Source organism: Micromonospora sp. WMMD1082 (genome assembly GCF_029626175.1).
GTDB lineage: Bacteria > Actinomycetota > Actinomycetes > Mycobacteriales > Micromonosporaceae > Micromonospora.
Genome location: NZ_JARUBM010000002.1, coordinates 6,170,533 through 6,186,863, shown reverse-complemented (window position 1 = coordinate 6,186,863; position 16,331 = coordinate 6,170,533). Strand labels below are relative to the sequence as shown.

6 protein-coding genes are annotated in these 16,331 nt (G+C 69.7%); 4 read left to right on the top strand and 2 right to left on the bottom strand.

Going from position 1 to position 16,331, the window contains the following annotated elements; genetic code table 11:
- Positions 1 to 2 precede the first annotated feature (2 nt).
- Positions 3 to 1,202: an RtcB family protein gene (locus O7615_RS28590; RefSeq protein WP_278180877.1), complete on the top strand. Its 1,200-nt coding sequence runs from the start codon at positions 3 to 5 to the stop codon at positions 1,200 to 1,202.
- Between the two features lie 110 nt (positions 1,203 to 1,312).
- Here O7615_RS28590 and O7615_RS28585 read toward each other — a convergent pair whose 3' ends face one another.
- Complete coding sequence (locus O7615_RS28585; RefSeq protein WP_278180876.1) at positions 1,313 to 1,465, bottom strand: hypothetical protein; 153 nt, start codon at positions 1,463 to 1,465, stop codon at positions 1,313 to 1,315.
- A 58-nt stretch (positions 1,466 to 1,523) separates the two neighbouring features.
- The gene (locus O7615_RS28580) at positions 1,524 to 2,348 is read right to left on the bottom strand and encodes an NPP1 family protein (protein WP_278180875.1); all 825 of its coding nucleotides are present in this window, start codon (positions 2,346 to 2,348) and stop codon (positions 1,524 to 1,526) included.
- A gap of 298 nt (positions 2,349 to 2,646) precedes the next feature.
- Here O7615_RS28580 and O7615_RS28575 point away from each other — a divergent pair, with 298 nt between their 5' ends.
- The 3 genes from O7615_RS28575 (at position 2,647) to O7615_RS28565 (ending at position 16,255) form a co-directional block, all read left to right on the top strand.
- The gene (locus tag O7615_RS28575; RefSeq protein WP_278182272.1) at positions 2,647 to 5,820 is read left to right on the top strand and encodes a DNRLRE domain-containing protein; all 3,174 of its coding nucleotides are present in this window, start codon (positions 2,647 to 2,649) and stop codon (positions 5,818 to 5,820) included.
- A 113-nt stretch (positions 5,821 to 5,933) separates the two neighbouring features.
- Entirely contained in the window at positions 5,934 to 9,407 is a 3,474-nt protein-coding gene (locus tag O7615_RS28570; protein ID WP_278182271.1) for a LamG domain-containing protein, read from the top strand.
- 92 nt (positions 9,408 to 9,499) lie between these two features.
- Positions 9,500 to 16,255: a polymorphic toxin-type HINT domain-containing protein gene (locus O7615_RS28565; RefSeq protein ID WP_278180874.1), complete on the top strand. Its 6,756-nt coding sequence runs from the start codon at positions 9,500 to 9,502 to the stop codon at positions 16,253 to 16,255.
- Positions 16,256 to 16,331: the final 76 nt, after the last annotated feature.

Genomic DNA, 16,331 nt, shown 5'->3' with positions numbered 1-16,331 from the left:
TCATGGGCTTCAGCCTGCTCGCGGGGACGCGGGCACCGGTACGGGTCTGGACCGACCCGTACGCGATCGAGGCGCAGGCTGCGAAGCAGCTACGCAACATCGGCGCGCTGCCGTGGGTGCAGGGTGTCGCGGTCATGCCGGACGTGCACTTCGGCAAGGGCGCCACGGTCGGCTCGGTCATCGCGATGCGGCAGGCCGTCTCGCCGGCGGCGGTCGGCGTCGACATCGGCTGCGGCATGTCCGCGGTGCGTACCTCACTGACCGCCGCCGACCTGCCCGACGACCTGGCCGGGCTGCGGCGGGCCATCGAGGACGCCATCCCGGTCGGCTTCGCCCAGCGTGACGAGCCGGTGAACCCGCGCCGGGTACGGGGCCTGGCGCAGCGGGGCTGGGACGACTTCTGGCGCCGCTTCACCGACCTCGACCGGCGAGTGGCCCAGCTGGAGACGCGGGCCCGGCGGCAGCTGGGCACCCTCGGCGGCGGCAACCACTTCATCGAGGTCTGCCTGGAGCAGGGCGGCGCCGACGCCGGCCGGGTCTGGCTGATGCTGCACTCCGGATCCCGCAACATCGGCAAGGAACTGGCCGAGCGGCACATCGCGGTGGCGCGGCGGCTGCCGCACAACGTCGACCTGCCCGACCGGGACCTGGCCGTGTTCCTCACCGGTACGCCGGAGATGGACGCCTACCGCCGGGACCTGTGGTGGGCGCAGGAGTACGCGCGGCGCAACCGGGAGGTCATGCTCGCCGTGCTGATGAACGTGGTGCGGGACCGGTTCCCGCAGGTCGGCTACGACGAGCCGATCAGCGCTCACCACAACTACGTGTCCGAGGAGCGGTACGACGACGTGGACGTGCTGGTGACCCGCAAGGGCGCGATCCGGGCCGGCACCGGTGACCTGGGCATCATCCCCGGGTCGATGGGCACCGGCTCGTACATCGTGCGCGGCAGGGGCAACGAGTCCGCGTACTGCTCCGCGTCGCACGGTGCCGGGCGGCGGATGTCCCGCGCCCAGGCCAAGCGGACGTACAGCACCGACGACCTGGCGGCGCAGACGTCGGGCGTGGAGTGCCGTAAGGACGCCGGGGTGGTCGACGAGATCCCCGCCGCGTACAAGGACATCACCGAGGTGATGGCGCAGCAGGAAGACCTGGTCGAGGTGGTCGCGCACCTCAAGCAGGTGGTCTGTGTGAAGGGTTGAGACCCGACCGGTGCCCGTTGAAGGGCGGGCGCCGGTCATACGCCGACCGAGCGCGCGGCTTCCGCAGCACATCCTGCCTGTTCAGCCGGTGGGTGGATTCGGCAATCAGGTTACTTTCCGAGTTCTGCTCGTTCTTGGCGTACCTGTTCGAGCACGGCAGTGTCGGATGCGAGGTCCGGATGGTCGACCTGGCGGTCGAGGTCGACGACGAGTTCGAGCTCGCCGATCGCCCTGTCGAGATTCCCCTCAGCACGATGGGTCATCGCGATGTTGTACCGGGTAACCGCTTCGCCGGCGCGGTCGCCGACCTTCCGGCGGGGCTCAGCCGTACGGGTTGAAGGGGATGCCGGCAGGTCGGGAGACGTCGAGCAGGTACTCGAACGAGCCATCCTTGATCTTGATGGTGGCGGCGCCGAAGTCGGCCGCCATCAGCCGGTCGCGCAGCTGGAGGCTGGGCCAGCCGTGCCAGTCCACGACCGGCGGGTAGTGCCAGGTGCCGTAGTGGTTCTCCGGTGGCTCGTCGTTGGTGTTGGCGAGCCGGAAGAAGTGCGTCGAGGCGCCGTCCTTGTGGTAGACGACCTTGGGGTGCGACCCGTCGAACCGTACCTGCGCGCGTGGGTAGGTGCGCTGGCTGCTGTGCTGCGTGGTGGTGACGTACTCGACCTGGTTGGCGGCCTGGTCGACCCAGGAGATGACGTGCTCCCAGTCGTGCCGATGGCCGCCGAGACCACTGCCGTGCACGGCCTGGTCCTTCTCGAAGTAGCTGGCGTAGACGACCGCACACCAGCCGTTGTTGCACTTCGACCGGGCGTACGTCTGCGACATGTCCAGGTCGGACCGGTCGCGGCAGTTGCCGTTGATGGCGCCCGTGGTCCTCAGTCCACCGTTGACGGTGCCGTCCGGGGCGATCGCCGAGACGGCGTAGCAGCCGTCGGTGTCGTAGTCGTAGGCGGGCGAGAACGACGACTCGTACCCGCCGGCGTTGTGCGGCAGATTGGGCAGCGAATCCGCGTAGGCCGGTGTCGCCGGAACGAGGACCGCGAGCGCGGCCAGCCCGGCCAGGAGCCGGGACAGCGTACGGCGACCGCGTGGGGCCGGGGTGCGGGTGGCCCGAGCTGGGGTGGGCGGTGGTGGCCGTCGTTCCATTCCTCGCCTTCCTGGGTGTCGACGCGCCGCGCCGGGAGGGTCCCATCGACGCGGATCATCTGTATCTCACGTCCGAGCCGCCAGGTCAACGGTGAACGCGAGAACAGCTCACACACATCGCCGTATCTCCTCATCGGACAAATGGGTAGTCACTGCCTGTGATGGCACCTGACGACATGTTCGTTTAGGGGTGATCCGTCCTCACAGTTTGTGTTCGGGCTTGTGCTCATGGTCAGACCATCCATAAAGTCCGCTCGCACAACTACACACACGGGGGAGAGAGTCTGTGGCGCGTCGAATGACGGCCACCGTCCGTTCGTGCCTGGCCGCGGGTGTCGCCGTCCTGACGGTGGCCGCGTTGGCGGGCCTACCGGGAGAACCTGCGGCGTTCCTGGCCGCCGGACCGGACGGCGTGACGGGTGGCGTGCAGAGCAGGACCGACGAGGCGATATCGTCGCGGGCCGCCCGCGAGAGCGGCGCGCCGGTTCAGGTCAAGAGTCTGACCTCGGAGACGACCGAGGTCTTCGCGTTGCCCGACGGGCAGTTCCGGGCGGAGATCGCCTCGGGCGTGCAGCGTTTCCGGCGCGACGGCGAGTGGATCCCCGTCGACCTCACGCTGGGCGTGCAGCCGGACGGATCGGTGGCGCCCGCAGCGCACCCGAACGACCTGCGGATCACCGGTGCCAAGGGGCTCGGCGAGCACGAACTCGCCGCGGTGGGCCACGGTGCCGACCGGGTGGCCATGGGCTGGTCGGGGCAGTTGCCCGCGCCGGTGCTCACCGCCAACCGCGCCACCTACCCGGATGCTCGACCCGGCGTCGACCTGGTGGTGGAGGCGACCCGCCTCGGTTTCGAGCAGTTCCTGATCGTCAAGGACCGCGCCGCCCTGGCCCAGGTCGAGAAGATCCACTTTCCGTTCTCCGGTCCCGGCGCGGCGACCGCCGCACAGGGCACCGACGGGTCGATCACCCTGACGAACCGGGCCGGCGCGCAGACGGCCCGCATTCCCGCCCCGCTGATGTGGGACGCGCGCCGGAACATCGCGGGCAGCCCGGCGAACCAGGAACCGGTCCGCACCGACGTCGCCCGCCGGGGCGACCGGGTGGAACTCACACTGACCCCGGACCCGGCCTGGCTGCGCAGCAAGTCCACGGTCTTCCCGGTCACCATCGACCCGACGGTGAACCCGCTGGGGACGACGTTCGACACGTACGTCCGGGAGACCGTGACCACCGATCAGAACCAGCAGCCCGATCTGCAGATCGGACTGCTGGCGACCACTCCGGCCACCCTCACCCGGTCGTTCATCACCTGGGACACCACGGTCCTCGCGGGCAAGCAGATCACCGCCGCGACGGTGTCGTTCTGGAACTTCTGGTCGCACACCTGCACCCCGACGTCCTGGGAGATCTGGTCCACCGGTACGTCGACCTACACGACCACCTTCGCGAACCAGCCGTCGTGGGACTTCCGCGAGGCCACCTCGACCGCCACGCACGGCTCCACCGACTGTGCCGACGCATGGGCGACGATCGACGGCAGGAACTTCTTCCAACGCGCCGCCACGGCGAACAAGACCCGGGCCGGCATGGGCATCCGCGCCACGGACGAGACGGTCCCGGCCGGCTTCAAGCAGTTCCGGTCCCGCGAGGGGGCAAGCTCGACGGAGAACCCGAAGGCCTCGGTGACGTACAACTCGTGGCCGACGGTGACCACCCGGGCGACCGTGCCGGCGACCACCTGCGCGACCGGCTCCGGCCGCCCACAGGTCAACACGCTCACACCGCAGCTCCGGGCCACCGTCTCGGACGGTGACGGCACCGCCATGACGGTCACCTTCGAGTGGTGGGCGATGAACGCCGAGAAGCCGATCGGCACGGCGGTCTTCAGCGGCGTCGCGTCCGGCGCCACCGCGGCGACGACGGTGCCGGCCGGAGCCTTCGTCGACGGCGGGATCTACCGCTGGCGGGTCAAGGCGGCGGACGGGGTCGCCGGCAGCGACGTCTGGTCCTCGTTCTGCGAGATGCAGGTCTACACGACGGCCACTCCGGTGACGGGCTGCGCGGGTGGCACGGAGAGCGACTTCAACGGCGACGGCGTCGCCGACATCGCCATCGCCGACCCGGAGGCAACGGTCAGCGGTGCGATCCGCGCCGGTCGGATCACCGTCGCCTACGGTGGCGGCACGACCGTGCACACCCTGCACGAGGGCGCGGCCAGGGTGCCCGGCGCGCCGGAGGCCGGTGACCGGTTCGGCACCGCCGTCTCCGCCTACGACGCCAACAACGACGGTTGCACCGACCTGGCGGTCGGGGTGCCGAACCAGAGCGTCAGCGGGCAGGCCCAGGCCGGCGCCGTCTACGTGCTGCTCGGCTCGCCGGCCGGCCTGGCGCAGGGCCCCGATTCGCTCGTCTACCACCAGGACGTGACCAACGTGCCGGACTCCGCCGAGGCGTACGACTGGTTCGGCCACGCGGTGGCCGGCAGCCGGACCGCCAGCGGCGAGCCGTACCTGGTCATCGGCGTTCCGGGGGAGGGACTGACCAACGCCGCGCTGACCGGCGTCGTCCACTACCTCCGCGGCACCGTGAACGTGGTGCTGAGCCAGGGCGGCGGTGGTATCACCGGCGCGGCGGAGATCGACGACCGCACCGGCTTCGCGGTCGCGGCGTCCACCCACCACTGGGCCGTCGGCTCGCCGGGTGAGGCGATCGGTACCGAGGCGTTCGCCGGCGCGGTCAACGTCTTCAACCACACGCTGACCAACGGACTGCCCACCCTCGCCGCCACGCTCGATCAGAACGTCGCGAACGTCTCGAACGTGGCGGAGGCCGACGACAACTTCGGCAAGTCGATCGCGATCGCCCCATTCCGGCCGGTCGGCGCGCCGGCCGGACAGGCGGACTCGCTCGTGGTCGTGGGGGTGCCGGGCGAGGACATCACGGTGGCGGCGACCAACACGCCGGCGCCGGACGCCGGCCTGGTCCACCGCTTCCACGTCACGGCGGCGAACACGTTCACCGAACTGCCGGCGATCACGTTCGCCTCCGAGGACGGCGACTACCTGGGCGAGAAGGTCGTCGTGGTGAACACCGCGCCGGCCAGCGAGGGCACCAACTCGACGATGTTCATCGCGATCGGCGTGCCCGGCGAGGACGCCGGGACGACGACCGCCGACTCCGGGCGGGTGCGGATCTTCCCGGCCCTGGCCAACCCGATCGGTACGCCCATCACGCTGGAACGGCGCAGCGGCGCCATGCCCGGTTCGGCGATCGGCCAGGAACTCGTGGGCACCTCGCTGGCGGCCACCGCGCAGCGCCTCCACGTGGGCACCCCGTACGGCACCGACGCCGTGTACGGCTTCCGCTGGACGGACCTGGTGGCCGGCAACACCGCCCCGAGCAGCACCTGGCAGCCCGGACAGGGCGGACTCCCCACCGGACACAGCGCGTTCGGGGCGGCGATCGGCTGATGGCACGCATGGATTCGCACAGTTCAACGGGGGAGGACTCGAAGGTGGCTCGTCGTACGAGAACAAGAGGCCGGCTCTTCCCGCTCGGCCTCACGCTGGGCCTGGCCGGCCTGATGTCCACGCTGGCGTTCACGCAGCCGCCGGTGGTGGCACCGCCGGCGCCGGCGGCCGCGCTGGAGGCGGAGCCGGTCCGGGACACCGAGGCCGAGGCGCTGGTCGCGGCGAAGGCGCTCGGCCAGCCGGTGGAGGTGCTGTCCCACCGCACCGAGTACCGGGACGTCTTCGCGCAGCCGGACGGCACGCTGATCGCCAACGATCACGCGCAGCCGGTCCGGGTCACCCAGGGGGACACCTGGGTGGCCGCCGACGCCACGCTGGCCGTCCGGGCCAACGGCACGTACGGTCCGGTCGCGGCGCTGCTCGACATACAGCTCTCCCAGGGTGGCGGCGTCCCGCTGACGGTGGTGACCCGGGACCAGAAGAGCATGACGCTGACCTGGCCGCACGGGCCGCTACCCACACCTGCGGTCAGCGACAGCCAGGCCGTCTACCCGAACGTCTTCCCGGATGTCGACCTGGTCGCCAACGTGACCGTCGAGGGCTTCTCGCACGTGCTGGTGGTGAAGACGCCGGAGGCGGCCGAGCTTCCAGAACTGCGGAACCTCCGGCTCGGGGTGACCGGGGTGGGGCTGATCATCCAGGAGACCGAGGACGGTGGGGTGGTCGCGCTCGACCCGGCGACCAACAACCCGGTGCTGGAGGCCGACGCCCCGACCATGTGGGACAGCGGCAACCAGGAGGGTGAGGGTGCGGCGTCCGCCGGCCGGACGTCGTCGTCGACCACGTCCACCGACCCCGGCGCCGCCTCGGCCGAAGGCCCCGGAGACAGCTCCCGGGTGGCACCGGTCGACGTGGACTACGCCGCCGGCACCCTGACCCTGACGCCGGACCGGGCCATGCTCACCGACCCGACGGTGTCCTTCCCGCTGTACCTCGACCCGGTGTGGCAGAGCAGCACCAACAGTGGCTGGGCGATGGTCGACAGTGGCTACCCCAACGAGGAGTACTGGAAGTTCGACGGCAAACGACACGAGCGGATCGGCCTCTGCCCCAGCTCGTGCAACAACTCCAAGGTGAAGCGGCTGTTCTACCAGCTCGGCACGCCGTACTCGGGCAAGACGATCCTGAGTGCGGAGTTCCGGGTCACCATGCAGCACGCCTACAACTCGACGGCACGGGCCGCCTCGCTCTACCTCATGCCCACGTCCTCCAAGATCGGCTCGTCGACGAACTGGAGCAACCAGCCGGGTGGCTCCGGGTGGAGCGGCGCCACCCTGCTGGAGACGAGGTCGCCCACCAGCACCCAGGCGACCTGCACGTCGACCAACCAGAACGCCGCCTGGAACGCCAAGAGGGCGGTGGAGATCGCGGCGGCGAACAAGCTGGGTTCGATCATTCTCGGCCTGCGGGCCACCAACGAGGGCGACTCCACGCACAGCAAGCGCTTCTGCGACAACGGCCTGCTGTCGGTCCGGTACAACCGGGCACCGCTGATCCCGAACCTCAGCGACCTCACCATGTCCCCGGGTGGCCAGTGCGTGTACGGCAGCAGCGCGCCGTACGTGGACGTGCCACCCCGCCTGAACGCGGTGCTGCGGGATCCGGACCACTCCTCGGCACACACCGAGCAGATCAAGGCGGAGTTCAAGGTCACCTGGACGCCGCCCGGCGGCTCGTCGCAGACCCGTTCGTACGTCACCGGCCTGAAAGCCAGCGGATCGATCTTCTCGTACACCGTGCCCACCGACATCGCCCAGAACGTCCCCATCTCCTGGGAGGTCCGCGCCAGCGACAACACCAGTTGGGGTCCGTGGAGTTCGTTCGAGCGCAACCCCTGCCAGTTCTTCTACGACAAGACCAGTCCCAGCGCGCCGGACGTGGACTCCGCCGTCTACCTGCCGCAGGACGCGGCCGACAACGGCACGCCCGAGGCGTCCCAGTGCATCGAGAGTGACGAGTGGCTCGGCTCGATCGGGGTGCCGGGCGACTTCACCTTCGACTCCGCCGCCACCGACGTGGTGGAGTACCGCTACGGCTTCAACACCAACCCGGTGCCGACGAACTCGCTGCGCCCGACCACCGACGGCGGACCGGTCACGCTACGCAACTGGCATCCGGACCGGGAGGGCCCACGGACGATCAACGTCCAGGCGATCGACCGGGCCGGGCGGTCCAGCAGCATCGCGTCCTGCACCTTCCGGGTGGGTAAGCGGCCGCCGACCGCCCAGTGGTCCCTCGGCGAGGTCGCGGGGCAGGGCGAGGCGACCGACGGCCTGGGCGACAACGACGCCACCGCCGGCAGCGGTGTCACCTTCGGCGGGGAGGGGCCGGGCGGCAGCTCCGACACGGCCGCCCGGTTCGACGGCAGCGGCAACGCCTACCTGGCCACCGCCCGGCAGGTGCTGACCGACACGTCGGCGAGCTTCGCCGTCACCGGCTGGTTCCAGGTCGACGATCCCAGCCGCCGGCAGACGGCGGTGAGCCAGGACGGCACCGGTGAGCCCGGCTTCGTGCTGGGGGTGGAGAACGGGACGTGGCACTTCCGGATGCCGGTGAACGACGTCACCACGTTGGGCCGGTGGCAGGTGGAGGGTGACGCGGCAAGCACCGGCTGGACGTACGTCACCGCCATCTTCGACGGAGCGAAGCGGGAGATGTCGCTCCAGGTCGGGACCAACCCGCCGCGTATCGCGCAACGCCGGTCGCTGACCAAGTCACGCGGCCCGCTTCAACTCGGCCGCGTGCTGACCAAGAGCGGGCACACCGACAACTGGCGCGGCGCGATGGCGGACGTCTCCGTCTTCGACCGGCTGATCCTCCCCGAGGAGGTCACCGGGCTGAAGAAGACCGCGCCGAGCCGCAGGGCGTACTGGCGGCTCAACACGGAGAGCAACAAGGTCAGCCCCGAGGACCGGGGCGGCGTCGGGATGACCGTGGGGCCGGAGGCGTCGATCCTGGTGCATCCCGCGCTGTCGCTCCTCGGCGGCGGGCACCTGGCCCTGACCGGCAATCCGAACAGCTACGCCAGCACGCCGACCAACGCCGACATGGCGGGCAGCTTCTCGATCAGCGCCCGGGTCAAGCTGACCAGCAACTGTGCGGGGACGCCGATGACCGTCTTCTCCCAGAAGGGCTCACGCGGCAGTGCGGTCGTGGTCCGCTGCAACCGGGACGGCCAGTGGGAACTCGCCACGACCGACACCGACAAGCTGGCTCCGACGTGGACTATCCGGGCAACCAGTGAGGCGCCGAAGCTCATCGGCAAGGGTGATCACCTCACGCTCGTCTACAACGGCTACGTCCGCGAGATGGCGCTCTATGTCAACGGCACGTTCAGCGAGGCGATCGAGCTGACGTCACCGTTCGTGGCCACCGGCGGGGTGCAGCTGGGTCGGGCGTTCATCGACGACACCTATCGGGAGCACCTGTCCGGGGCCGTCGACGACGTCCGCGTCTACGACGGTGTCACCGATCCGGTCCTGATCCAGAAGCTCAACGTCTCCGTCCGCGAGCAACCGACGCTCTGACGCGGCCCGGCGGGCCCGCTCCGGACGGACGGGCCCGCCACCGCCTCATGCCCAGGTCTTCTTTCCTCGTTCCCCCGACCCCTGGAGGGGTGATGTTCTCCCGACTCCTGGTGCGACCCGGTGCGTTCGACCGCCGGGTGATCCGACCGGTGTGCTGGGCGATGGCCGGTGTGATGGGCGTGAGCCTGATCCAGGTCGCGACCACCCCCGCCTCGGCCGAGCCGAAGCGGAACCGCCCGTCGGCGTCCGACTCGTCCGCGCTCCTGCCCGAGCGGGACGCGCTCCCGGCTCGGCCGCGCGCGACCAACCCGGCGGTCGCCGCCGCCACCGCCGAGCCCGCAAAGGTCTCCTGGCCCACCGCGGGCACCGTGGAGATCGCCGTACCGGCACCGGGGCCAGCCGCTCGTGCCACCACCGGCGCTGCCACGTCAGCCGGCACCGCCCAGGTCGGCGGTCTACCGGTCTCGGTCGCCGCCGCGTCCGCCGCCCCGGCGTCCGACACCAGGTCGACCCCCGGAACCGCCGGCGACCAGGGCCAGGCCACCGCGCCCGGCAAGGTGCGGATCGAGGTGCTCGACCGGAAGGCCTCCGAGGGGGTCGGGGTCGACGGCCCGATCCTCCGCATGGCCAGGGCCGACGGCCGGTCCGGCGCCGGACCGGTCCGACTCGGTCTCGGGTACGCGGGGTTCGCCGGCGCGTTCGGCGGTGACTTCGGCGCCCGGCTGCGACTGCTCCGGCTGCCCGAGTGCGCGCTGACCACCCCGGGGAAGCCGGAGTGCGCCGGTGTGCCGGTGCCGACCACCAACGACGGCGAGGCGAAGACGGTCACCGCCGAGGCGAGCACCGGTGCCCTGTTCGCGCTGGCCGCCGACGACGCGTCGTCGCAGGGCGACTACGGCGCGACAAAGCTGGCGCCGTCCTCGAAGTGGTCGGTGGCCCCGTCGACCGGCGGGTTCTCCTGGAGCTACCCGCTGCGGACGCCGCCGGTGCCGGGCGGCAACGCACCGGCGATCGCGCTGGCCTACTCGTCGCAGTCGGTGGACGGCCGGACGGCCACCACCAACAACCAGGGCTCCTGGATCGGTGAGGGCTTCAACTACGAGCCGGGTCACATCGAGCGTCGCTACAAGCCGTGCTCGGACGACGGGCACGACCAGTACGCCGACCAGTGCTGGGCGTTCGACAACGCCACGATCCTGCTCAACGGCAGGTCCACCGAGCTGGTGAAGACCGGCGACAACTCGTTCCGCTTCGCCAGCGACGACGGCTCGAAGGTGCAGCGGCACCTCGGCGCGGTCAACGGCGACAACGACGGCGAGTACTGGGTCGTCACCACCGTCGACGGCACCGAGTACCACTTCGGCCGCAACCGGCTGCCGGGCTGGACCTCGGGCAAGGAGGAGACCGGTTCCACCTGGACGGTGCCGATCTACGGCGACGACTCGGGCGAGCCCTGCTACAAGGCGACCTTCACCGAGGCGTACTGCGACCAGGCGTGGCGGTGGAGCCTCGACTACGTCAAGGACCGCTACGGCAACGTCACCTCCTACTTCTACCACCAGGAGATCAACTACTACGCGCGCGGCAAGCGGACCGACGTCAACGGGGTGCCGTACGTCCGGGGTGGTTGGCTCAAGCGGATCGACTACGGCCAGCGGCACGACGCGGTCTACACCACCAACGCGGCGGCTCGGGTCCGGTTCGACACCAGGGAGCGGTGCCTGCCGACCGGGAACGTCGACTGTGACCCGGAGGATCTGACCACCGGTACCGCGTCCTACTGGCCGGATGTGCCGTTCGACCGCAACTGCGCCAAGGACACCAGGTGCAAGCTCGACCAGATCACCCCGACGTTCTGGACCCGGGCCCGGCTGACCGGCATCACCACCGAGATCCGGAACGCGACCGGCTGGAGCCCGGTGGACGAGTGGAAGCTCGACCACCTGCTCACCGACAACGGTGACGGATCCCGGACGCTGTGGCTGCACAAGATCACCCACAAGGGACTGGTCGGCGGCTCGATCGAGATGCCGGCGGTCGAACTCGGCGGTCTGCAGCTGCCGAACCGGATCGACCGGCCGGACGACTTCATCGCCCCACTGGTCCGGTTCCGACTGGCCACCGTCTGGACCGACGCCGGAGGGCAGATCGACGTCAACTACAGGGTGCCGGACTGCACCGTGTCGACCATCCCGACCGAGGGCAACAGCACCCGGCGCTGCTACCCGGTCAAGTGGAACCCGCTGGGCAGCGGCGACCCGATCACCGACTGGTTCCACAAGTACGTCGTGGACCAGGTCATCGAGACCGACCGGACCGGCGGCTCGCCCGACATGGTCACCAAGTACGACTACCTCGACGGTGCCGCGTGGCGGCATGCCGAGCCGGACGGCATCACCGACACCAAGGACCTGACCTGGAGCGAGTGGCGGGGCTACGGCCGGGTGGTGGTCACCACCGGCGACGGCCAGGTCCAGACCACCAGGACCGAGCACCGCTACCTGCGCGGGATGCACGGCGACAAGGCGCCCGGCGGTGGCACCCGGGACGTGAGGATCACCGACTCCACCAATGCCGAGCACGTCGACCACGACGAGTTCTCGGGCCACGAACTGGAGAGCCGCACCTTCGACGGCGCGGCCGAGGTGAGCAAGAGCATCTCGGTGCCGTGGCGGCACAACACGGCGACCCAGACCATTCCCGGCGGCTCACGGAAGGCGTGGTTCACCAACACCGTCGAGGCGCGCAGCTTCGTGAAGGTCTCCAGCGGAGCGTGGCGGGAGACGAAGAACACCTCGACCTTCGAGACCTCCTTCGGCCGGGTGATCCAGACCGAGCACCACGGCGACGTGGCGGTCCCCGGTGACGAGTCCTGCACCCGCACCCAGTACGCGGACAACGCGACCCGGCACTACTACAACCTCGTCTCCCGGGTGGAGTCGGTGTCGGTGCGCTGCTCGGCGACGCCGAACCGGGCCACCGACGTCCTCTCCGACACCCGCACCTTCTACGACGGGGGTGCCTTCGGTACCGCGTCGGAGTTCGGCAACCCGACCCGGTCCGAGCGGCTGAAGAGCCACAACGGCACGACCGCCACCTACATCCGGGCGGCCGAGGGCACCTTCGACCCGTACGGGCGGCCGAAGACCTCGACCGACGCGCTCGGCAAGACCACCACGACCGACTACACCGAGACGAACGGGCTGACCACGAAGGTCAAGCAGACCAGCCCGCTCGGCCACGCCACCACCACCGAGTACGCCCCGGCCTGGGGCCAGCCGGTCAAGCAGACCGACCCGAACCTGCTGGTCAGCAAGCTGGAGTACGACGCCCTGGGCCGGCTGGCGAAGGTGTGGATGCCGGACCGGACCGGCGCCGACGGGCTGGACCCGAGCGTCCGGTACACCTACCTGGTCCGCACCGACAAGCCGGTCACGATCAAGACCGAGAAGCGGCAGAACGACGGCTCCTACAACGTCGAGTACCAGCTGCACGACGGCCTGCTGCGGCCGAGGCAGGTGCAGACGGAGGGGCCCGACGGCACCCGCCTGGTCGCCGACACCTTCTACACCGGCACCGGCAAGCTCGCCAAGACGTACGCCACCTACAACGTGGCCGGTGCCCCCCGGGACACCATCTACCCGGCGGTCAACGGCGAGGTGAACGGCCAGACCCACTACCTCTACGACGGCGCCGACCGGGTCAAGGTGGAGATCTTCGCGGTGGCCGGCAACGAGAAGTGGCGGACCACCACCACCTACGGCGGCGACCGGACCTCGGTCGACCCGCCGACCGGCGGCACGCCCACGACCACGATCACCAACGCTCTGGGCCAGACCACCCAACTGCTGCAGTACCGGGGCGCGGACCCCTCCGGCGAGGCGGACACCACCAGGTACACGTACACGAAGGCCGGTCAGCTGGCCAGCGTCACCGATCCCGCCGACAACGTCTGGCGGCACGAATACGACCAGCTCGGCCGCAAGGTCAAGTCGATCGACCCGGACGCCGGCACCACGACCGTCGAGTACGACGACCTGGACCGGGTGACCAGCACCGTCAACGGGGTTGGTGCCCGGATCAGCACCACGTACGACGAGATCGGCCGCACGACCGCCGTCTACAAGGGCACCGCGGCCACCGGCGAACTGCTGAGCAGCTGGACGTACGACCTGGAGTTGCTGGGCACGCTCTCCTCGACGAGCCGGTGGGTCGACGGCGCCGAGTACGCCACGTACCCCGCCATCTACGACGAGTTCTACCGGCCGCACGCCACCTACTACTCGGTGCCGGAGCACGCCGGGGCCGAACTCGCCGGCTTCTACACCTTCGGCACCGAGTACAACCGGGACGGCTCGATCCAGTCGGTGAGCATGTCCGACGGCGGTGGGCTGCCGTTCGAGACGGTCGCCTACACCTACGACGGGTTGGAGCGGCTCATCGGGATGACCGGTGACGACCCGTACCTGACCGACATCGACTATGCCGCCACCGGCGAGGTGCTGCAGACCGAGGCGCTGGTGGGCACCCGGAAGGTGTGGTCGACCTACGAATACGAGCAGGGCTCCAAGCGGCTGACCCGGCAGCGTTTGGACCGCGAGGCGGCTCCGGTCGTCGACATCGACGCCCGCTACACCTACGACCCGTCCGGCAACATCCTGCGGATCGCCAACAACCCCTCCGGCACCCGGGACACGCAGTGCTTCACCTACGACTACCTGCGCCGGATGGAGCGGGCGTGGACGTCGGCGAGCACCGCGACCGACCCGTGCGCCGGCGGCCCGTCGGTCACCGGCGTGGGCGGGGTGGCCCCGTACCACCACTCCTACACGTTCGACCTGACCGGTAACCGGAAGAGCGAGCGGCAGTACGACACCACCGGCACCCCGCTGGTCGAACGCGACTACACCTACCCGGCGGCCGGGCAGGCGCAACCGCACACCCTGCGGCAGATGACGGAGAGGACGCCGCAGGGGGACCGGCTGCACACCTACGAGTACGACGCGGCCGGCAACACCACGAAGCGGACGAAGACCGGTGAGGACCAGACCCTGGTCTGGGACGCCGAGGGCAACCTGGCGTCGGTCACCGACGCCGCCGGAAAGAAGACCAGCTTCCTCTACGACGTCGACGGCTCCCGGATGCTGCGCAAGGAGCCGACCGCCACCACCCTCTACCTGCCGGGCATGGAGATCCGGCTCGACCACCAGACCCGCAACACCGACGGCACCCGCTACTACGGGCTACCCGGCGGGGGCAGCCTGGTGCGCAAGCTGAACGGTGTCCGGTACGTGGCCAGCGATCATCACGGCACCGGCCAGGCGACGGTCGACGAGAGCGGTGCCATCACGCACCGGCGGATGACTCCCTACGGCGAGAACCGCGGCACCCCACCCGGGCCGGGCCAGTGGCCGACCGAGAAGGGCTTCGTCAACGGAAACATCGATTCCACGACCGGCCTGGTGAACATCGGCGCACGCGAGTACGACACGGTCACCGGCCGGTTCATCTCGGTCGACCCGATCATCGACGTCGGCGACCCGCAGCAGATGAACGGGTACGCGTACGCCAACAACAACCCGATCTCGTTCTCCGACCCGGACGGGCTGCGGGCGTGCTCGGACGACGCGTGCGGGCCGGGCGCCGACTACGTCGACATGTACGGCACCTACCACAAGGTCAAGGGACACAACGACGGCTGTGGTGGTTGCTCGGGTGCGTACGACCCGGACGAGCCGACGATCAACGTCCACAACAACCCTCGGGCGACGGCGTCCGAGCGGGCCGCGGCCGCCCGCGCGGCGGCGGAGAAGGAGCGGCAGCGCCGCATCGCCGCGGCCAAGGCGAAGATGCTCAACGCCGCCAAGGCCCTGGCGAAGATCCTGATGGACGAGCTGGGCATCACCGACGCCCTGGACTGCTTCCTCAAGGGCGACATGGGCGGCTGCCTGGCCACCGCCGCCAACATCGCCGGGGCCGCCATCGGCGGCGCGCTCGGCAAACTGGCCGTCAGATACGGCGCCCCATGGAAATGGAAAAAGCTCGTCAACCTCACCAGCCGCGTCAAGGGCCTCCTCGGCGATCTGGTCAGCGGTGTCAAGAGCTACCTCAAGTGCAAGCACAGCTTCGCAGCGGGCACCCTCGTGCTGATGGCCGACGGCTCGAAGCGGCCGATCGAGACACTCAAGCCTGGCGACAGGGTGATCGCGACCGACCCGGAGAGCGGCGAGGTCAGCGCTCGGGTTGTCGTCGCCACCCACATCAACGTGGATCTCGCGCTGACCGACCTCGTCGTCGTCGCCAACGGCACGCCTGCCCTCGTCGAGACAACGGCGCACCACCCCTTCTGGAGCCAGGACCGGCTCGCCTGGGTGAACGCGTCCGAGCTTCGCGCCGGGGAGCAGCTCCTCACAGGCGACAACTCGCCGGCAACGGTGACGGATGTCCGGTCATACGCCCGCCAGCAGGTGATGTACGACCTCACGGTCGACACGATCCACACGTACTATGTGGTAGCCGGCGAAACGCCTGTCCTCGTCCACAACTGCGGTGAGGCTTTCCTGGACGACGCTGGTGAGGCGTACGTACGAAAGAACCACACGGCCGGCGGCGCAGGAGCGGATGAAACTAAGGGTTTATTCAACAAGAACGAGGATTTGTACCAACTCGCGGATGACTCCAACAATTTCCCCGCTACGCCGCAGGCCAACGGTCGCTGCGCCAGAGTCTGCGACGCCGGTCGGACCATCGGAACTGACGTCGAAACCGGCTTGCCGACGTCTACCTATACGGTAATCACGGATAAGTACGGTGGCGTGATCACCATGCACCCGGGCGTTCCGCGATAGTCTGGCGCCCAGCCCGAAGATAGATCGCTGCTGCGACCAGGTTGGAGGCATCGGACTAAGTCTGGCGCCTCCAACC

Excerpts from the sequence above, each read along its gene's own strand:
- O7615_RS28570 (WP_278182271.1), top strand. The coding sequence starts at position 5,934 with ATGTCCACGCTGGCGTTCACGCAGCCGCCGGTGGTGGCACCGCCGGCG.
- O7615_RS28575 (WP_278182272.1), top strand. The coding sequence starts at position 2,647 with ATGACGGCCACCGTCCGTTCGTGCCTGGCCGCGGGTGTCGCCGTCCTG.
- O7615_RS28565 (WP_278180874.1), top strand. The coding sequence starts at position 9,500 with ATGTTCTCCCGACTCCTGGTGCGACCCGGTGCGTTCGACCGCCGGGTG.
- O7615_RS28580 (WP_278180875.1), bottom strand. The coding sequence starts at position 2,348 with ATGGAACGACGGCCACCACCGCCCACCCCAGCTCGGGCCACCCGCACC.
- O7615_RS28590 (WP_278180877.1), top strand. The coding sequence starts at position 3 with ATGGGCTTCAGCCTGCTCGCGGGGACGCGGGCACCGGTACGGGTCTGG.
- O7615_RS28585 (WP_278180876.1), bottom strand. The coding sequence starts at position 1,465 with ATGACCCATCGTGCTGAGGGGAATCTCGACAGGGCGATCGGCGAGCTC.